Source organism: Alloalcanivorax profundimaris, from assembly GCF_015265435.1.
Lineage (GTDB): Bacteria > Pseudomonadota > Gammaproteobacteria > Pseudomonadales > Alcanivoracaceae > Alloalcanivorax > Alloalcanivorax profundimaris.
Map to the genome: position 1 here is coordinate 180,063 of NZ_JABJWH010000040.1, position 18,856 is coordinate 198,918.

The window sequence follows — 18,856 nt, forward strand, 5'->3', positions numbered from 1 at the left end:
CGCGGCTCCGCAAGGGGGCGAAACCTTACTCCCGAGGCGCGCGAATACTGAAACCGACGCCGGGTTGGGTTTCCAGCAGTGAGGTTTCGAAGGGTTTGTCGACGGCTTTGCGCAGGTTATACAAGTGGCTGCGCAGTGCGTCGGAGTCCGGAACCAGGTCTCCCCACAGTTCCTGCTCCAGTTGCTCACGGCTCACTACCTTGGGAGATTCGCGCATCAAAATTCGTAAAATTCGAAACGCGGTGGGAGAAAGCTTGAGCAATTGGCCATCGCGGCGCACTTCCTGACGGGCCGGATCCAGTTCCAGGTCGGCCACGGTGAGCAAGTTGGCGGCCACCTCGCGACGCTCACGGCGCACCAGGGCGCGCACCCGGGCCACCAGTTCCGGCAAGGCGAAGGGTTTGACGATGTAGTCGTCACCGCCCCGGGCGAAGCCTTCCAGCTTGTCGTCCAGCTGGTCGCGGGCGGTCATGAAGATCACCGGCATGGATTTGGCCATGTCCTTGCGCAGTGCCTGGCAGAACGTATAACCGTCCTCGCCGGGCAGCATCACGTCCAGGATCAGGATGTCATAGTGATGCTCCTGCACCAGTGAGCGGGCCAGGGTGGTATCGCTGGCGTAATCCACCATGGCCCCTTCCTGCTCCAGAAATTCGAGCACGCTCTGTGCCAGTTGGCGGTGGTCTTCCACCAGCAGAATGGACAGGTTTTCCATGGGTCACACTCCTTTTTCGTTATCGTTATCTTCCCTGCGCGAGCGTCAAGGCACTGTCAATCTTCCTCACGCCGGCGGCCGGCGAAATAGGCCCGCGCCGCCCGGTTTACCCGCGGCGCCAGGCGCAGCGAGGCGATCATGGTGGGCAGCGCCATCAGGGCGTACATGCTGTCCACCACGCGGATGATCACGCTCAGCGAGGCCACCGAACCGATCACCACCAGACAAAGATAAAACCAAACGTAATGGTGTTGGTAGCGGGCGCCGATCAAAAAGCCCAGGCACTTGGCGCCGTAATACCAGAAGGTGACCACGGTGCTCAGGCTGAGCACGCCCACCAGCACCGCCAGCAGCACGCCGCTGTAGTCCAGGAACAGGCTGTCGAAGGCCGCCACGGTAAGGCTCACGCCATTGTCGTCGCCGCTTTGCCAGACGCCGCTGATCAGGATCACCAGGGCGGTGCAGGTGCACACGATCAGGGTATCGATGATCGGGCCGAGCATGGCCACCAGCCCCTCGCGCACCGGCTCGGCGGTGCGCGCCGCGCCGTGGGCCATGGCCTCGGTGCCGATGCCGGCCTCGTTGGAAAACGCCGCCCGGCGAATGCCGGTGATGATCACCGCGCCGAGCACGCCGCCGGCGGCGGACTGGCCGCTGAAGGCATCGCGCACGATCAAGGCCAGGGCCGGGGCCACCTGGTCGGCGTGGGTGATCAGCACGACGGCGGTGAGCAGCAGGTAGCCGACGATCATGGACGGCACCAGCACGCCGGTGACCTTGCCCACCCGGGGCAGCTTGCCGGACACCACCGCCAGCACCAGCCCGGCCAGGATCACCCCGAACACCAGATCGAAGGTGAAGTGGTCGTCCGAGTGGGTCCAGCCGGCGGGGATGGCGATTGCCTCGCGCACCACCTCGGTGAGCTGATTGATCTGGAAAATCGGCATGGTGCCGAGCAGCCCGGCCAGGGCGAAGAAGTAGGCCAGCGGCCGCCAGCGCCGCCCCAGGCCCTCGCGGATGATGTACATGGGGCCGCCCTGCAGCGCTCCCTCGCTGTCGCGGCCCCGGTACATGACCGCCAGGGTGCAGGTGTAGAACTTGGTGGCGATGCCCACCAGGGCGCTCATCCACATCCAGAAGATGGCGCCCGGACCGCCCACGGCGATGGCCACCGCCACGCCGGCCACGTTGCCCATGCCCAGGGTGCCGGACAGCGCCGTGCTCAACGCCTGGAAGTGCGACAGGGTGCCTTCGTCGTTACGGTCCGCCGGCATGAACAGCAGCCGCACGCCGGAAAACAGGTGCCGGTACGGCAGCAAACGGGAATAGAGAAGAAAGAACAGGCCGCCGCCCATCAGCAGCGCGACCAGCGGCGGTCCCCAGAGAAACCCCACCACCGCCTCCAGGGCCTGGTCGAGGTTTTTATAAATATCGTTCATGGCGCCTTACCCTAGCAGGGTAGGCCCGGGGCGTCACCGCGCCGGCTCAGTCGCGCAGCGAGCCCACCCGGGCGAAGCGCTGCCGGTAGTGGCTCGGCGACAGGCCGGTGTGGCGCTTGAACAGCCGCGAGAAGCTGCTCACGTCCTGGTAGCCGACCTGCTCGGCCAGGTGGCCCAGGTTGGTGGCGCCACGCTCCAGCATCTTACGCGCCGCCTCGATGCGCACCCGCTGCAGATACTGCAGCGGCGGCTCGCCCAGGGCATTGGTGAAACGCCGCTGCAACTGCCGGGGGCTGAGGTGCACGCGCTCCGCCAGGTCCGCCAGGGTGGTGCCCTCGGCGAAATGCTCGTGGAGCCAGGCCTGTACCTGCTGCACCTGTTCGTCGCGGTGATAGGTCTTGGCCGGCAGCCCGGCGTAAACGCTTTGCGGGTCGTTGCGCACGTCGATGACGAACGCCTTGGCCAGTTCCCGGGCCAGGTCGGCGCCGCAGTAGCGTTCCACCAGCAGAATGGTCAGGTCCCGCCAGGCGGTGCCGCCGCCGGCGCAGAAGATGTTCCCGTCGCGGGTGATCAGCTCGCGCTCGTCCAGATTGACCTGGGGGTAGCGCTCCCGGAACAGTGGGCTGTAGCCCCAGTGGGTGGTGGCCCGGCGGCCGTCCAGCAGGCCCGCCTCGGCGAGCAGGAAGGCGCCGGTGCAGTTGCTGGCCATGTCGGCGCCGCCGGCGTGCAGGAAGCGCAGCCATTCCAGGGTGTCCTGCTCCTGGCGCAGCACCTGGGTGATCTCGTTGCCGATGGTGGGCACCACCACCAGATCGCACTGGTCGACCCGCTCCAGGGCATTGTCCACGGCGATGCGCATGCCGGCGGTGCAGCGCACCGGCTGGCCGCCTCGGGACACCACCTGGACCTTGAACTGGCGGTTCAGCGGCTGGCCGTGGATGCGGTTCCAGGTGACGCCGGTAAGATTGAGCAGATCCATGACCCCGGTGAGGGCCGAGGCGAACACGCCGTCGTAGGCAAGCACACTGACTTGATACATATCGTCTCTTATTCGAGGGCCGGACGGCCGGTTTGTCGCGAATCACCATGAATACGTCACGGGCGACAATACCAGTCCGGGGCCCGGGCTGCCATCCTGTTGCGTATTCTGGAACATGAACCGGCGCTGGTTCAGGGCGGGGTGAGCCGGGCTCATCCCGTCGCGACGAATATCGTCATCAGGCTCGGGAGCCTGCCACGGCAGGCATGCTATGACGGTAGTGTTAAGCCCCGCATCCTTGCGGGGCTTTTTTTATGTGCATTCCCTAGAAATTCCCATAGCGGTTGATGTCCAGGATGCCCGCCTGCACCGGCTCGTGGCGTTCCATGTAGCGCTGGGGGGCATGGATGTGTTGCCAGAAGTCGGTCTCGGTACGGCGCAGGCCGAAGCGTTCCACCAGGGCGGTGAAATCCGCCTCGTCGCGGGCGCCGGCGAGGGCGTCGGCGAAGGCCTGGAGCTCCCCGGCCTCGACCCGGAACAGGAAGTTCGGGTAGCTGAGCAGCACCCCCGGATAGAGGGTCAGGGTGTCCTTTTCCGGCTGGTAGCGCAGGGACTCGCCGAACATGAACGCCACGTTGGAGTGGGCCCGGTTGCGCAGCAGGGAGTAGACCGTGGCGTCCTCGCCGTCCTCCACCAGCAGCAGGCTGGCCTCCGGCATCCAGTCCACCACCGGCAGGTCGGCGGCGGGCCGCGAGGCGATTGGCGCCAGGGTGGTTTCCACCCGGCGCTCCAGGTCGCTGGCGTCGGAGCGGGCGCACTGGTCGTCGCCACAGCGGTTGATCGGGTCCGGTCGCGCGTTGACGACGGCGAAGTGTTCCAGCAGCCCGGCGTTGAATTCGTTCATGGGCGTGGCGGTCTGGTAATCGATGGCGGTGGGGGTGTCGGTGTCCGCCTCGGCGTAGCTGATCAGCAGCTTGAGTTTGCCGGTCTTCTGGTACCAGTTGTTGAGCACCGCCTCGCGGGTGTCGGCGGGCAGGTAGCGCAGGGTGTTCTGCTCGGCGCCGTTGCGGATCAGGTCGAAGTAGAGCCGGGTCTGGGCCTGGTGGGACACCGAGCCGAACACGTCGAAATTGACCACCAGATTGTAATAGGAACGCTCGAACAGGGGATAGTCCATCACCCAGGTGGTGAGCGGGTAATCGCCGATCAGTCCGCGCCGCACGGAAGAGTTGTCGTGATGGCGGAAGATGGTCAGCAGGGCGTTGTCGTTGTCGCCGTCGCCATTCCAGATCGAGTCCCAGCCGGGGCCACCGGTTTCCTGCTCCGCGTAGACGTCGTGGCGGGCGCGCAGGTACTGGTTGCGGCGATGGGTATAGCGCAGCCACTCCGGGCCCAGGTCCAGCAGCTTGCCCTCCTGGCCGGGCAGGCCGATCAGGTCGGAGACCTTGGCGCGGTAGTCGGCGTCGGTGATGTAGAGGTCGTGGTCCGGGTCCTGGAACACCGCCCAGAAGCGGTCGCGAATCACGTCCGTGGCGATCTGGCCCCGGCATACCGGGCCGCGAATGAAGGTGCGCACGAAGTACTCGGCGTCGTCCAGCATGATCTGGTAGCGGGCCCGGGCGGGCAGGGCGCCGAAGGTGGTGAAGGGGTTGGCGCGCTCGTCCTCGCCGTAGCCGGGCAGCCGGCTCACGGTCCAGGGCTCGGCGAAGAACAGTTTCTCCATGCGCTGGCGCTTGGCCTCGGTGAGCGCGTAGGTGATGTGGGTCTTGTGCACGATGGCGCCGCGCACCGGCCGCAGCCGGTACCAGAACTCCCCGCCCGGCGGGTCGTTGGGGCGCGGCGTGGCCAGCGGCACCACCGGCTTGCCCGGGGCGGTGCGGGAACGTTCCAGGGTGAAGAAATGGTCCGGGCGCTGGCCGCTACCGTCGTCGAAATACAGGTGCGCCAGGAACAGGTGTTCGTAGACCCAGCGCGCCACCAGTTGCTGGCGGTGCCCGTCGCGGTTGAGCCAGTTTTCCCAGGCGCGGATTTGCCGGGTCTCCGCCTCGGACAGGGTGACGCTGTCGTTCCCCGGCGGCGCGCCGGCCTCCAGCCAGGCGCGCACGGTGGCGAATTCCTCGTCGGTGAGCGCCGGGGTGCCCAGGGGCATGCCGCCCAGGGGGTGGTCCTCGGCGTAGGCGTCCATGCCGGCCGGGGTGGGGCACTGGTTTTGCCGCTTCAGACCCAGCTGAATCTCCTCGGGCAGCTTGTCGCCGGGGGCGAATTCGCGGGCTCGGCCCAGGGCCAGCATGCGGTAGAGCAGGGAGGCTTCCAGCCCCTCGGTGCTGTCGATCACCGAGAAGAACCCCTTGTCGCGCCAGTCCGCGGTAGTGCGCGCGTCCACGAACAATCGGGTCGGGTCGGCGGCCCGGGTGCGTTGCTTATAGACCGGTTCCGTGGAGGCACCTCGGTCCAGGCCGTCCACGGTTTCCAGCTTCAGCTGGCAGGGCGCGTCGTAGCAGCCGTGGCAGGCGATGCACTTGTTCTCCAGAATCGGCCGCACGTCCTGGTTGAAGCTCACCGGCGAGGACGGCGGCGCGGTGTCCGGGGCGTCATCGCAGCCACCCAGCACGGGCGTGATCAGCAGACAGACGGCAAGCAGTGGCGATCGGCGAATTCCGGCCATGGGTCCCTCCAGTACAGTATGCGGCAGAGTCTAGCCCAGCGGCGCGGATCAGAACATGGCCATCATGGCCGCCGCCCAGGCGATCACCAGGGCCAGCACCGAGCCGGCGGTGAGGCAGTGGCGCAGGGAGCGGTACCAGGGCGGCAGCACCTCGAAGAACACCATCTGCTCGCTGCCCCACACGAACACCAGGCCGGTGATCAGCATGGGCAGGGAAAACTCCACCGGCAGCAGCAGGGCCAGCCAGCCGATCAGCGCCGGCAGGATGCCGAACACCAGGGTGCCGATGTGATTACGCCGGTCCAGTTCGGCCAGCGCCCGCCCCCAGTGAACCGCGCCCAGGAACGCCAGGATCACCGCCGCGTAGCCGGTGACCGCGTCCAGCGCCCAGACCCGCGTGGTCTCCACCCAGGTGAGCAGCGCGCAGAAGTAGAACGGAATCAGGCCGCCAATGCCCAGCAAGCGGGCGGCCATCCTGTTGCGTTTCGCGAAACGGTTAGGCACCGGTTTTCTCCCCTTTTCAACCCGATCGCAAGGCTAGCGGTGGCCGGGTGAAGGCGCTGCCAAGAAGTGGCGCTTAAACCGGGTCCGGGGCGGGCATCGGGAAGGGCGTCAGGGTCTTGGGCAGATACAGCGGGTGGGCCGGTTCCCCGGAGCCGTTCAGGCGCAGGCAATGCAGGGCCGGCAGCCGGGCACGGACCCGCGCCGCCCGGTCGTCGTGGGTGCCGTGGTTGCCCCAGCCGGCCACCACCAGGGCGGCGTCGCCGGCCAGCCGGCGCAGCCACCAGTCGTTGCGCGGGCCGACCGGGTCGTCGGCGGCGAACAGGTCGCGTGGGTAGGTGGCGCGGAAGGCGAACAGATTGGCCACGCACAGGCCGGAGTAGCCCCAGTCCCGGGCGAAGCCGATGCAGCGGCGGATGGTGGGATCGTCCTGGCGGTGGTCGGCGGTGGACGGGTTCAGGCCCACCAGCAGCACATAGTCATCGCCGTCGCGCCAGCGGCGCCACAGGGCGTAGCGGTAGCGGCGGCAGCGGGAGAAATTGGCGGATCTCACCATGTGGTCGAGCGGCTTCGTCATGGCGCGCTAGTGTACCGCTTTGCCACACTGCCGCCAGTGCGCCTTCCCATTCAGGAACTCCCGATGGAATTCAATGATGTGCTCGATGCCCGGCGCAGTACCCGGGCCTTTACCCAACAGCCGGTGCCGGACACCGTGCTTGATGCCCTGCTGGACCGCGCCGCCACGGCGTCGCCGAGCTGGTCCAATACCCAGCCCTACCAGGTGGCGGTGGCCACCGGCGCGGTGCTGGACGACCTGCGCGGCGAACTGAGCCGCCGCTTCGAACGGCTGAGCCGGCTGCAAAAAGCGCCGGCCTGGAAAAAGGCCCTGGCGGCCCTGCGCCGGGATCCCGGGCTGCCGGACGGGGACTTCCGCCCGGTGGTGGACTACCCGGACGACTTGCAGCCGCGTCGGGTGGCCACCGGCCGGGCGCTGTACCAGCAGCTTGGTATCGGCCGCGCCGACAAGGCCGCCCGCCACCAGCAGATGGCCGCCAACTTCCGCTTTTTCGACGCCCCGGTGGCCCTGTTCGTGTTCGCGCACCAGGGCCTGGACGTCTACAGCGTGCTCGATGCCGGCATCTTCCTGCAGACCTTGATGCTGGCGGCCACCGACCAGGGCCTGGGCAGCTGCGCCCAGGGCGCCCTGGGGCTGTGGCGCTCGCCGCTGGAGAAGCACTTCCGGATTCCGGCGCGCTACCAGCTGCTGTGCGGGCTGTCCCTGGGCTACCGGGCCGACGCCACGGTCAACACTTTCCAGCCGGACAAACTGCCGGCCTCGGCGCTGCGTATCCCGGAGCGCTGAGCGCGCTCAGTGGATCTCGATGGACCGGGTGCTGCGCGGGTGGTTCTCGTGGCGCGGCACGTCCAGGGTCAGCAGGCCGTTGTTGAACGAGGCGCTCAGCGCGTCGCCGTCGGCGTCCGCGGGCAACGTCAGCAGCCGCTGGAAGCGGCCGAAGCGGCGCTCGCTGTAGTGGTAGCCGTCCTCGTCGTTGAGCCGGGTTTCCTCCTTGCGGCCGCTGATCACCAGGGTGTCGCCGTCCAGGTTCACCGCCAGGTCGTCGCGCTCCATGCCGGGCACTTCCACGGTGATCATGTAGCGATCCGGCTTCTCGACGATGTCGATGTTGGGCCGGAACGGCGAGGAGGGCTCCGCGTGGGGCGCCGGCGTGGTCCAGGCCATGTCGCCGAGCATCTGTTCGAACCAGTTGTCGAACTCCCGGTCCCAGCGCAGCAGCGGGTGGGACGGGCGCCGCTGGGTCAGCGGGCGGTCGCGGCTGGTTTCCTTGCTCAACCAGTTCCAGGGAAGCAGTTTGCTGTTGCTCATGGTTCAACTCCTTCTGACAACCTTCTCATTTTGACATTAAGGCCGCCGGGCCGGGATTCAAGCCCCGACGCGCCGCTTCCTTGACCGGCGTCAGTGTGCGCGTTTCACGAAAACACCGTAAAAGACGGGGCGCCGGCCTTGAAAGACGGGCCTCTGGGGGTCAAGGCTGGGGGGACACTTAGGAAAGGAGGCAGTAATGAGCGAGCACGTTTACAAGAAGCTGGAACTGGTCGGCTCATCCAAGACCGGCATCGAGGACGCGGTGGAGAACGCCGTGGCCGCCGCCGGGAAAAGCGTCAGCAATCTGGAGTGGTTCGAGGTGAAGGAAACCCGCGGCCATATCGAGAATGGCAAGGTGGGTCACTATCAGGTGGTGGTGAACGTGGGGTTCCGGGTCGACGCCTGAGAGCGCCGACCCGGAGCGTCCTCAGACGCTTTCCAGTTCCAGCATGCGCTGGCACACCCGGGTGGTGCGCAGCTGGTGCAGTTGCTTGGCGCTGAGTGCCTCCGGCAGCTGCACCGTGCTGTGGTCCTGGTGGATGCGGATGGCGCCGATCTGGCCGCTGCTCAGGCCGGCCTCGTTGGCGATCGCGCCCACCAGGTTGCCCGGGCGCACGCCGTGGGTCTCGCCCACGGAAACGCGATACATTTTCATCGGCCCCGCGTTACGCGGGGCTTTTCCGTTCTTGCGCTCCCGTTTGGCGCCCTTGCCGGCGGTGGCGCCTTGCCGTTCACGTTTGGAGGGCGGCGGCGCCGCCTTCAGGAACAGCGGCTCCTTCTCGAACATCAGCGTGGCCAGGGCCACCGCCAGATCCTCGGCGGGCAGCTCCAGTTCCTGGGAAAGCCGGGCCAGCAGGTCGCGGTTGGCTTCCGCGTCACCGCGCTTGAGCGCTTCGCCGAGGCGGTCCCGGAAGGCGTCCCGGCGACGCTGGTTGAGGTCGTCCACGGACGGCAGATCCATGCTTTCCAGGCGCTGGCCGGTGGTGCGCTCGATGCCGCGCAGCAGGCCCTGCTCGCGGCGCGCCACGAACAGAATCGCCGCGCCGTCGCGGCCGGCCCGGCCGGTGCGACCGATGCGGTGCACATAGGCTTCCGGGTCGGTGGGCATGTCGTAGTTGAACACATGGGTGATGCGCGGCACGTCCAGGCCCCGGGCCACCACGTCGGTGGCCACCAGCAGGTCGATGCGATGCTCGCGCAGCCGCGCCACCGTGGTTTCCCGCTGCGCCTGGGGCATGTCGCCGTTCAGTGCCTCGGCGCGCCAGCCCCGCGCCAGCAGTTGTTCCGCCAGGTTGATGGTGGCCTGCTTGGTGCGCGCGAACACGATCACGCCATCGTGGGATTCCGCTTCCAGAATCCGGCACAGGGCGTCCAGCTTGTTGATGCCGGCCACCGGCCAGTAGCGCTGGCGGATGCGCTCGCCGGTGCTCGCCTTGCCGCCGTCGATGCGGATCCATTCCGGGTTCTTCAGATGCTGGTCGGCGATGGTCTTGATCACCGACGGCATGGTGGCGGAGAACAGCGCCAGCTGACAGTTCGCCGGGGTCCGCTCCAGGACCCAGCGCACATCGTCGATGAAGCCCATGCGCAGCATTTCATCGGCTTCGTCGAGCACCAGGGCGCGCAGCTGGTCCAGGCGCAGGCTGCCGCGCTCCATGTGGTCCATGACCCGGCCCGGGGTGCCGACGATCACCTGGGAACCGCTCTTCAGCGCGCGCAGCTGATCCCGGTAGCCACCGCCGCCGTAGATCGGCGTCACGGTGATGCCGGGCAGGCCGGAGGCGAAGGTTTCCAGGGCCTCGGCCACCTGCAGCGCGAGCTCGCGGGTGGGGGCCAGCACCAGCATCTGCGGCGCTTTCAGTTGCGGATCCAGACGGGCCAGCAGGGGCAGGCCGAAGGCGGCGGTTTTGCCGGTGCCGGTTTGCGCCTGGCCGAGCAGATCACGGCCATCCAGCAGCGCGGGAATGCTGCGTTCCTGGATCGGGGAGGGAGTTTCAAAGCCAAGACGGGCGATTGCGCCGAGCAGCGACTCGGGCAGGCCCAGGGTATCGAACGACATGCACAGACCTTTCGGTGGACGGGCGCTAGGCCGGGCTTGTCGATCAGTGCGGTGCCGGCGTGGCCCTGAAATGAGGGATGCGGACTATACGGTAAGCGGGGCGGGATTGCACGCTTTTTCGGGATTGGCGTGGTATGGGAAGTGTGGGGGGATCGCGACTAAAGTCGCTCCTACGCGCCCCCCGTAGGAGCGACTTTAGTCGCGATGGGGTGGACGGTGTGTGTTACCCCTCCTGCTTCTTCGCGAAGGCGTCCGCTTCCACCGCTTCCACGGTGATGCGCACGTCCAGCTCGTCGCTCACCGCCGGCGCGTAGGCGTCCATGCCGAAGTCGGAGCGTTGCAGGGTGGTGGTGGCGTTGAAGCCGGCCGCCGGCGCGCCGTCGTACATGGGGTGCTCGCCCACCTTGTTGACGGTGGCGTCCAGGACCACCTGTTTGGTGATGCCGTTGACGGTCAGGTCGCCGACCAGATCGAAGGACTGGCGGTCATCGGCCACGTTGCGGATGCCGGTGCTTTTGAAGGTGATGGTGGGGTGTTCCCCGGCCTTGAAGAACTCCGGCTTGTTGAGCAGGTGTTCGTTGAGCAGCGGCACGTGGGTGTCGATGCTGTCCACCTGAATGGTCACGTCCACGCGGGCGTCGGTGGGGTTGTCCGGATCGGCGGTGAGGGTGCCGCTGATGTCGTTGAAGTTGGCCTCGGGCACGGAGAAGCCGAAATGGTTCCAGGAGAAACGCACCTGGGTGTGGCCCGGGTCCAGGGTGTATTCGGTGGTGTCCGCCAGGGCCGGCGTGGCCAGGGTGAACAGGGCGGCGGCGAACAGGCCGGTGAGTGCGGATCGCATGACGTCTCCTTACGGGTTCCTGATTGGTGGCTCCAGCCTAGCCGGGGAGGCGGGGTAGGAACCACCGCCTCACCGGCACGGTTTCTTCAGATTATTCGATCCGTTACAGCGGCAACACCTCGAAGGTGGCCATGTACTGCAGCCGGCGACTGTCGGCCTGATCGTTCTCGACACGGTCATCGCCGTGGTTGGCCTCCAGGTAGTAGCGGCCCGCGTGCGGCCATTCCAGGGTCACCTCGCCGTCGTCGTCGGTGGTCACGGTCCAGGCCTCCTGGCTGTCCCGGTAACGGGTGCCGGCGGGCATCACTTCCACTTCCAGGCCGGACAGCGGCTCGCCGTCCACCAGGAAACGGAACCGGGCGGCTTCGCTGTCGTAGAGATCATTGGGGTGGGTCAGCGCGTCCAGTTCCAGGCCCTTGCCGGAGGGCGCCAGGGCCTTGGTGTTGGGGGCGCCCACGGTGGCGAAGGTTTCCAGGCGGCCGATCACCTCGGAGATGCGCACGTCCTCGGCGCCTTCGGGCAGCGCCTCGCGCAGTTCTTGCGGAGAGCCGCCGCGCCGGTGCTGGCGCTCGCCGTCGAGCTGGTAAAGGCTCACGTACAACGGCCGGACCAGGGTGATGCGGTAGCTGCCCTGCTGGTTGAGATTGACGTCGAACACGCTGCGGCGGTGGCCTTGCAGACGGTTGTCCACCTCGGCGGGCTCGCCGTCCGGGCCGGTGACGCTCAGGCCATCCAGGGGGAACGGCATGTCCACATAGAAGATGTCGTTGGAGGCGGTGGTGTCCACGGTGATCCACTGGGTATCGGACACCACGGTGTGGCTGGGCAGCAGCCAGCGTTTGTGGGCCTGGGCGGCGGGGCTGAGTACCAGCAGCGCGGCCAGGGCGGCGCCGGCGAAGGGCAGGACTTTCATGGCGAACTCCTTGTCGTGCGTTCTTGTGTCGGAAAAGCGTTGTTCAGGGCGCCGTGCGCAGGCGCACGCGGCCCAATTCCTGGTCACCGCTGGCATCCACGGTGGCGGCCTGGTCGGCGGGCCAGTGGAAGGGCAGGCGCACCACTTCCCGGCCGCCCACTTCCCGGGCCGCTTCCACCACCAGTTGGTAATCGCCCTCCGGCAGGTCGGCCAGGGCCGGCAGCTCGGAGAAATCCACGCTGTGCTGGCCGGGGCGGCGGGTGGCGCCGGTGAGCCCGTCATAGGGATCGCTCTGGCCGCGGCCGGTACGGCGCCACCACAGGCGCAGGTCCTTGAGCCATTTCTCCTGGTCGTCGTACCACAGACCCAGCGGCGTCACCGCGCCGGATTCGTCGTGGCGGACCCAGAAGGCCACGTAGGGGGCGTGGTACTCCGCCACGCTCAGGCGCGGCACTTCCAGCTCGACCTTGAATTCCGCGCTCCAGGCGGCGCCGGCCAGGGCGCACAGGGCGGCGGCGAGGGCAACTCGCATAACGTCTCCTAATGAACGAAAAAGGCGATCAGCAGCCAGGGCAGAATCAGCCCCAGCGCGGTCACCGGCCAGGTGGCCGGCCGCCGTTTGGCGTGCAGCGCCATCAGCACCAGGCCGGTGGCGGCGAACACCAGGGTGGCGACCGCGAAAATGTCGATGAACCAGCGCCACACCGTGCCGGCGTGGCGGCCTTTGTGGAGGTCGTTGAACAGGGCGATCCAGCCCCGGTCGGTGTCCTCCGCCATCAGCGCGCCGTCGGCCCGGTCGATGGCCAGCCAGGCGTCGCCGCCGGGGCGGGGCAGGGCCAGGTAGACCTCCGCGTCGGACCACTCCGCCGGCCGGTCGTCCACCGCCAGCCCGGTTTCCTGGCTCAACCAGCGGCGCAGGTCCGCCGGCAGCGGGCCGGATTCCACGCCCTCCAGGCCGCTCAGAAGCTCCGCCGGCAGCACCCGGTCCACGGCGGTCACCTCCGGTTCGGCGCCGATGGCGCCGGCGTGGTTGAGGGTGATGCCGGTAACGCTGAACAGCACCATGCTCACCAGGCACACCGCCGAGCTGATCCAATGCCACTGGTGGAAGCGCTTCAACCAGCGGGCTTTGGCTTTCTTATCCAAGGGAACGATCCGACCAGCCGCGAAAGCAGGCATGATAATAAGAATCGTTTTTAATTCGCAATCGACACGGTGTAAGGAATGTAATGCCCCCGCTGGCGGTGTGGAATGATAATGCCTATTATTCGCGAATGAATGCCCTGACCCTTTGTCCGGCCCGGCTGCTGGTGATCGAGGACGATCCCGTGCTGTCGGCGGATCTGCACGCCTATTTCAACGACCGCCACCACAGCGTGACGGTGTGCCGGGACGGCCACTCCGGGCTGGCGGCGGCCCGCGCCGAGCGGTTCGATCTGGTGATGCTGGACATCCTGCTGCCGGGCCTGGACGGCCTGGCGTTGCTGGCGGAGCTGCGTCGCCACAGCCCGGTGCCGGTGATCCTGCTGTCCGCCCTGGGCGATGAGCAGGACCGCATCACCGGCCTGGTGCGCGGCGCCGACGATTACCTGCCCAAGCCGTTCAGCATGGCGGAGCTGGCGGTGCGGGTGGAGGCGGTGCTGCGGCGGGTGGCCCTGGAGCGGCGCGCGCCGCCGGCGGTGCAGAGCGCCGGCGGGCTGCGTCTGGACCCGGGCACCGAGAGCGCCGTCTACCTGGGCCGGGACCTGGGCCTCACGGTCACCGAGTTGCGCCTGCTGCAGGTGTTCCTGGATCAGCCGGACCGGGTGCTGAGCAAGGCGTTTCTCTATCAGACCGTGCTGCACCGGGGCTACGGCCGTCATGATCGCAGCCTGGACCTGCACGTCAGCCACCTGCGCCGTAAGCTGCGCGACGCCGGCATCGCCGGCCAGCCCCTGCGCACGGTCTGGGGCCAGGGCTACACCCTGGTCACCGAGGGGCTGTGATGCCCGGCCGTGGTTCCCTGTTCTGGAAGCTGGCCCTGCTGCTGTCCCTGAGCGCGGTGATCACCGTGGGCCTGAGCTGGACACTGACCCGCCACGTGGGCAACCGGGTGTTGCTGCTCGACGACGAGGCCAGGACCGTGATGCGCGGTTACGCCACCGAGGCCTGGCGGGCCTGGGACGGCGGCGGTGAAGCCGGCGTGGTGGCCTGGTTGAACGCCCTGGCGGAGCGGGAGCCCGGTGACGCCATGGTGGTGAACGCCGACGACGCTTCCCTCAGCGGCCGGCCGCTCACCGACGCCCAGCGCGCCGGACTGCGCTTCCAGCGTAAACTGGACTGGCGCATGAGCTTCCGCATGACCGCCATGCCCTACATCGGCGTGCCCTTTCCCCAGGCGCCGGAGGCCGGCAGCCTGGTGATGCAGCTGCCGCCCCGTTACTTCCCCGGCGGCAGCTGGCCCTACTGGAAAACCTTCCTGCTGGTGGTGATGCCGGCGCTGCTGGCGTTGCTCGCCGGCGCCCTGCTGTACTGGCGCATCATGGTGCCGCTGCGCCAGCTGCAGGCCCGGGTGCGGCGCTTCCAGGATGACCCGGCGGCCCGGGTGGACGCGGATCTGGCCCGGCGCGGCGATGAGTTCGGCGAACTGGGGCGGCGCTTCAACCGCATGGCGGAGCGGGTCGCCGGCATGCTCGACACCCAGCGCCGCCTGCTCCACGACCTGTCCCATGAATTGCGCACCCCGCTCAGCCGGCTGACCGTGGCCCTGGAGGGCGACCTCTCCGAGGCGGAACTGCGCCGCCGCGTGGCCCGGGAGCTGGCGGCCATGCGCACCCTGGTGGGCGACACCCTGAGCCTGGCCTGGCACGACACCGAGCAGAGCCGGGCCGCCACCGAGGTGCTGTCGCCGGCCTCGGTGTGGGAACTGGTGGCGGAAAACGCCGCCTTCGAAAGCGACTGGTCCCAGGCCCGTTTCCCCTGTCGGGTGCCGGCCTCGGCCCGGGTGCGGGGCAATCTCAACGACCTGGCCCAGGCCCTGGAAAACCTGGTGCGCAACGCGGTGCGTCACTCGCCACCGGACGGCCGGGTGACCCTGGATGGCCGCCGCGAGGGCGACGTCTGGCACCTGTGGGTGGCCGATGAGGGCCCCGGCGTGCCGGACGAGCGCCTGGAAGCCATCTTCGAGCCCTTCGTGCGCCTGGACCGGGCGCGCTCCGCCGACCATGGCTTTGGCCTGGGGCTGAGCATCGCCCGCCGCGCGGTGGCCCGCCAGGGCGGCACGCTGTGGGCGGACAATGAGGGAGCGGGCCTGCGCGTGCACCTGCGGGTGCCGGCGGAGCCGGATGTATAGAATGTAAATCCTCTTTATTTGCAAATACGAATGAATAGCATTTCGGGCTATTCAAGGTTCCATGCAAATAAGAGGAGTACTGGGATGGGAAGCACCTGGCGCCTTACCCTGGCGGGGCTGCTGGCGGCCGCCGCCGTGCCGGCCCTGGCCGATGACACCGCCGACAACGACCACCGGCTGGGGGCGGTCACCGTCACCGCCGCGGGCCACGCTCAGCAGCTGGAAGACGCGCCGGCCTCGATCAGCGTGATCACCCGCGAGCAGATCGAGCAGCGTTACTACCAGGACGCCACCGACGCCCTGCGCGACGTGCCCGGCGTCACCATCACCGGCGGCGGCTCCGGGGACCGCGGCAACGACATCGTGATCCGTGGCATGCCGTCTTCCTACACCCTGATCCTGGTGGACGGCAAACCGGTCTCCACCCGGGAAACCCGGCCCAACGGCAGCGCCGGCTTCGAGCAGGACTGGCTGCCACCGCTGCAGGCCATCGAGCGCATCGAGGTGGTGCGCGGGCCCATGTCCACCCTGTACGGTTCCGACGCCATCGGCGGCGTGATCAACGTGATTACCCGCAAGGTGGACCGGGAGTGGGGCGGCAGCCTGCAACTGGACACCATCATCCAGGACGACTCCCGCTCCGGGGACATCCAGAAAGGCAACTTCAGCCTCAGCGGCCCGCTCCTCGAGGACACCCTCGGCCTGCAACTCTACGGCAGCGCCTACAGCCGCCAGGAAGACCGCTTCGTGGACGGCTACGAAGAGAAGAAGATGAACAGCCTCAACGCCCGGCTGTCCTTCACCCCCACGGACAACCAGGACTGGATACTGGAAGCCAGCCGCACCAACCAGCGCCGCCGCTCCCTGATCGGCTACAGCGCGCCGGCCACCGGCTGCCGGGGCGGCTGCACCGATTCCGACAATGAGTTCAGCCGCGAGGCGTTCTCCCTGAGCCACACCGGCCGCTGGGATTTCGGCACCACCGACACCTATGTGCAGCGCGAGGAAGCGGAGAACGAAACCCGCGAAATGGAGATCACCAACACCTCCGCCAAATCCAGCCTGGTGCTGCCCCTGGGCGACCACATGCTGACCCTGGGCGCCAACGTGGAAAAGGAGGAGCTGTCCGACAAGACCTCCAACCGCATCTCCGACCGCACCGAGGTGGACGCCGCCCAATGGGCGGTGTTCGCCGAGGATGAGTGGATGTTGCCGGGCAACGTCAGCGTTACCGGCGGCGTGCGCCTGGACGACGACGAGAACTACGGCAGCCACGTGAGCCCGCGCCTGTACGGCGTGTGGGGTTTCGCGCCGCGCTGGACCCTGAAGGGCGGCGTGTCCACCGGCTTCCGCTCGCCGTCGCTGCGTGAGATCACGCCGGACTGGGGCCAGGTGAGCCGGGGCGGCAACATCTACGGCAACCCGGACCTGGAACCGGAAACCTCCCTCAACAAGGAGCTGGGGCTGTATTTCAACGCCGGCCGGCCGCTGCAGGCCAGCGTCACCGTGTTCCACAACGATTTCGAGGACAAGATCACCCGGGTGGCCTGCCCGATCAGCATCTGCACCGACGGACCCAACCAGTTCGGTTCCGACCCCACCTACCGGGTCAACGTGGACGAGGCCATCACCCAGGGCGTGGAAGCGGCGCTGTCCACCAACATCGCCCGGGTACTGGACATCACCCTGAGCTACACCTACACGGATTCCGAGCAGAAATCCGGCGAATACAAAGGCGAACCGCTCAACCAGATTCCCAAGCACCTGGCCAGCCTGCAGGCGGACTGGCGCGCCACCGACACGCTCTCGCCGTGGCTCACCGTGCGCTACCGGGGCGAGGAGAGCCAGCCGGTCACCGGGCCGTCCAGCAGCAGCATCGTGGCGCCCTCCAACACCCTGGTGGACGCCGGCCTGGCCTTCCGTCTGAACCGCAACGCCACCCTCAACACCGGGATCTACAACGTTGCCGACAAGGAAATCTTCCAGGACGAGTACGGCTACGTGGAAGACGGTCGCCGCTACTGGCTGGGCATGAAGGTCACCTTCTGAGGACCAAGCCGCGGTAAAACCGAAAAGGCCGGCGAATGCCGGCCTTTCTGGTTCCCGGGGGAAAGCGGGGACTTAGCGCTGCTCCTCGATGCGTTCGCGCAGTCCGGAATCGTACTGGGCCAGTTGCGCGATCTGGTTGTACTTGCGCACCTCCAGGCCGGAATCCTTCACCGCCTGGACCATTTCCTGCTGCGCTTCGCGCTGCATCTCCATGGCCTGCTCCGGCTGGTCGGAGTTCTCCTGCACCTTGGTGCGGTACTCGCCCTTGATCTCCTCCACCTTTTGCTGGGCGTCGGCGAACTGCTGAACCTCGTTGTCGGAAATGTCCGAGGCCTCGCCCAGGGCCGGCTGAGCGGTCCGCGGTGCCTGCGGAGGTGGCTGCTGACCCGCGGCGTTCTGCTGCGCCAGGGCGGCGCCGCTGAGGCCGGCGGCCAGGAACAGAGCGGACAGAGACAGAACTCGTTTTTTCATGGCAAAGCTCCTTGACTGCTTGGTAAAGGGGACATATTTCCTGTGTCCCCTCATTGGGACCGGCCTTAGAGCATGAGTTCCGGCGCCGGAGCGTCAAATTCCGTAAAGCCGCCTTTGTTCACATATGCTTTATGGGCATAAAAATAGCACTAGATATTTCTTTTAAATGTTTCGGCCGTCCTTATCATGTCCATTCCAAGCCACCGATCTGGAACAAGGACAGGCAACACCATGGGTAACGCGCAGCTGATCACACGAGTGGGCGACAACAGCGCCGGCCTCTCCCGGGACGCCATCGAGGATCTCAACCGGATCTACGCGCCCCTGGATTTCGAAGCCCGGATCCGCCGCGTCTATCAGGATTTCGCCCCCGAGAAGGTCATGGTGACCTCGTCCTTCGCGGCCACCTCCGCTTATTTCCTGCACATCATCTCCCGCATCCGACCGGAGCAGAAGATTCACTTCATCGACACCGGGTACCACTTCCAGGAAACCCTGGACTACAAGGAATACCTGGTGGAGAAGTTCAAGCTGGACGTGATCGACCTGCGCGCCGACCCGCGCCAGCACCAGATCACCCAGGACGAACAAATGTGGCGCACCGACCCGGACCTGTGCTGCCAGGTCAACAAGGTGCAGCCCCTGGAAGACGCCAAGGAAAACTACGACCTGTGGATCTCCAGCCTGATGGGCTGGCAGACCGAGCACCGGGCCGGCCTGGAAGTCTTCGAGGAGCGCCGGGGCATGATCAAGTTCAACCCCATGATCGACGTGACCCGGGAGCAACGGGATGCCTACATCGCCGACCACGACCTGCCGTTCCACCCGCTGGTTGAGGAAGGCTACCACTCCATCGGCTGCAGCCACTGCACCTGGAAAGGCGAAGGCCGCGAAGGCCGCTGGCAGGGCTCCAGCAAGACCGAGTGCGGCATTCACCTCTGACGCCCCCCCATGAACGCGCGCTTCTAAACGCGCCGCGCGATTGAGAAAACGGGCTTCGGCCCGTTT

19 protein-coding genes are annotated in these 18,856 nt (G+C 67.2%); 6 read left to right on the plus strand and 13 right to left on the minus strand.

What is annotated here, in order from left to right; genetic code table 11:
• Positions 1–25: 25 nt before the first annotated feature.
• The 6 genes from HMJ39_RS18285 to HMJ39_RS18310 form a co-directional block, all read right to left on the minus strand.
• Positions 26–715 carry a response regulator transcription factor gene (locus HMJ39_RS18285; RefSeq protein WP_161383564.1) on the minus strand — a complete coding sequence of 230 codons (690 nt, stop codon included), beginning with the start codon at positions 713–715 and terminating at the stop codon, positions 26–28.
• Positions 716–771: 56 nt separating this feature from the next.
• The gene (locus tag HMJ39_RS18290) at positions 772–2,154 is read right to left on the minus strand and encodes an alanine/glycine:cation symporter family protein (RefSeq protein ID WP_161383563.1); all 1,383 of its coding nucleotides are present in this window, start codon (positions 2,152–2,154) and stop codon (positions 772–774) included.
• Between the two features lie 46 nt (positions 2,155–2,200).
• Entirely contained in the window at positions 2,201–3,193 is a 993-nt protein-coding gene (locus HMJ39_RS18295; RefSeq protein ID WP_161383562.1) for a GlxA family transcriptional regulator, read from the minus strand.
• A gap of 265 nt (positions 3,194–3,458) precedes the next feature.
• The gene (locus HMJ39_RS18300; protein ID WP_194298407.1) at positions 3,459–5,798 is read right to left on the minus strand and encodes a fatty acid cis/trans isomerase; all 2,340 of its coding nucleotides are present in this window, start codon (positions 5,796–5,798) and stop codon (positions 3,459–3,461) included.
• Between the two features lie 48 nt (positions 5,799–5,846).
• A complete protein-coding gene (locus tag HMJ39_RS18305) occupies positions 5,847–6,302 on the minus strand; it encodes a DUF3429 domain-containing protein (RefSeq protein ID WP_321206028.1) in 456 nt (151 codons plus the stop codon).
• A 73-nt stretch (positions 6,303–6,375) separates the two neighbouring features.
• On the minus strand, positions 6,376–6,876 hold the full coding sequence (locus HMJ39_RS18310; RefSeq protein ID WP_194298408.1) for a DUF1643 domain-containing protein: 501 nt from the start codon (positions 6,874–6,876) through the stop codon (positions 6,376–6,378).
• A 63-nt stretch (positions 6,877–6,939) separates the two neighbouring features.
• Here HMJ39_RS18310 and HMJ39_RS18315 point away from each other — a divergent pair, with 63 nt between their 5' ends.
• On the plus strand, positions 6,940–7,662 hold the full coding sequence (locus HMJ39_RS18315; protein ID WP_194298409.1) for a nitroreductase: 723 nt from the start codon (positions 6,940–6,942) through the stop codon (positions 7,660–7,662).
• 6 nt (positions 7,663–7,668) lie between these two features.
• Here the strand turns inward: HMJ39_RS18315 and HMJ39_RS18320 are convergent, their stop codons facing one another.
• The gene (locus HMJ39_RS18320) at positions 7,669–8,184 is read right to left on the minus strand and encodes an Hsp20/alpha crystallin family protein (RefSeq protein ID WP_194298410.1); all 516 of its coding nucleotides are present in this window, start codon (positions 8,182–8,184) and stop codon (positions 7,669–7,671) included.
• 196 nt (positions 8,185–8,380) lie between these two features.
• On the opposite strand from HMJ39_RS18320, the gene HMJ39_RS18325 reads away from it, so the two are divergent.
• On the plus strand, positions 8,381–8,590 hold the full coding sequence (locus HMJ39_RS18325; protein ID WP_161383558.1) for a dodecin: 210 nt from the start codon (positions 8,381–8,383) through the stop codon (positions 8,588–8,590).
• 21 nt (positions 8,591–8,611) lie between these two features.
• Here HMJ39_RS18325 and HMJ39_RS18330 read toward each other — a convergent pair whose 3' ends face one another.
• The 5 genes from HMJ39_RS18330 to HMJ39_RS18350 form a co-directional block, all read right to left on the minus strand.
• Entirely contained in the window at positions 8,612–10,243 is a 1,632-nt protein-coding gene (locus tag HMJ39_RS18330) for a DEAD/DEAH box helicase (RefSeq protein WP_194298411.1), read from the minus strand.
• Between the two features lie 223 nt (positions 10,244–10,466).
• Positions 10,467–11,084, minus strand: coding sequence for a YceI family protein (locus HMJ39_RS18335; RefSeq protein ID WP_161383556.1), 618 nt, complete (start codon positions 11,082–11,084; stop codon positions 10,467–10,469).
• Positions 11,085–11,187: 103 nt separating this feature from the next.
• Positions 11,188–11,997, minus strand: a complete 810-nt coding sequence (locus tag HMJ39_RS18340) for a DUF4198 domain-containing protein (protein WP_194298412.1) — start codon at positions 11,995–11,997, stop codon at positions 11,188–11,190.
• 43 nt (positions 11,998–12,040) lie between these two features.
• Positions 12,041–12,529 carry a DUF2271 domain-containing protein gene (locus tag HMJ39_RS18345; RefSeq protein WP_194298413.1) on the minus strand — a complete coding sequence of 163 codons (489 nt, stop codon included), beginning with the start codon at positions 12,527–12,529 and terminating at the stop codon, positions 12,041–12,043.
• Between the two features lie 8 nt (positions 12,530–12,537).
• Entirely contained in the window at positions 12,538–13,143 is a 606-nt protein-coding gene (locus tag HMJ39_RS18350) for a PepSY-associated TM helix domain-containing protein (RefSeq protein ID WP_161383553.1), read from the minus strand.
• 83 nt (positions 13,144–13,226) lie between these two features.
• Between HMJ39_RS18350 and HMJ39_RS18355 the strand changes: the two genes are divergently transcribed.
• The 3 genes from HMJ39_RS18355 to HMJ39_RS18365 all read left to right on the plus strand — a co-directional run bounded on the left by HMJ39_RS18355 (position 13,227) and on the right by HMJ39_RS18365 (position 17,377).
• A complete protein-coding gene (locus HMJ39_RS18355) occupies positions 13,227–13,982 on the plus strand; it encodes a response regulator transcription factor (RefSeq protein ID WP_323370942.1) in 756 nt (251 codons plus the stop codon).
• On the plus strand, positions 13,982–15,328 hold the full coding sequence (locus tag HMJ39_RS18360; RefSeq protein WP_194298416.1) for a sensor histidine kinase: 1,347 nt from the start codon (positions 13,982–13,984) through the stop codon (positions 15,326–15,328). The genes HMJ39_RS18355 and HMJ39_RS18360 overlap by 1 nt, the downstream gene beginning before the upstream one ends.
• 84 nt (positions 15,329–15,412) lie before the next feature.
• Positions 15,413–17,377, plus strand: a complete 1,965-nt coding sequence (locus HMJ39_RS18365; RefSeq protein ID WP_194298417.1) for a ligand-gated channel protein — start codon at positions 15,413–15,415, stop codon at positions 17,375–17,377.
• Between the two features lie 72 nt (positions 17,378–17,449).
• Here the strand turns inward: HMJ39_RS18365 and HMJ39_RS18370 are convergent, their stop codons facing one another.
• On the minus strand, positions 17,450–17,848 hold the full coding sequence (locus HMJ39_RS18370) for a DUF4168 domain-containing protein (RefSeq protein ID WP_194298418.1): 399 nt from the start codon (positions 17,846–17,848) through the stop codon (positions 17,450–17,452).
• A gap of 231 nt (positions 17,849–18,079) precedes the next feature.
• Here HMJ39_RS18370 and HMJ39_RS18375 point away from each other — a divergent pair, with 231 nt between their 5' ends.
• Positions 18,080–18,790 (plus strand): phosphoadenylyl-sulfate reductase, encoded by a 711-nt coding sequence (locus HMJ39_RS18375; RefSeq protein WP_194298419.1) that lies wholly within the window; start codon positions 18,080–18,082, stop codon positions 18,788–18,790.
• The last annotated feature ends 66 nt before the right edge of the window (positions 18,791–18,856 follow it).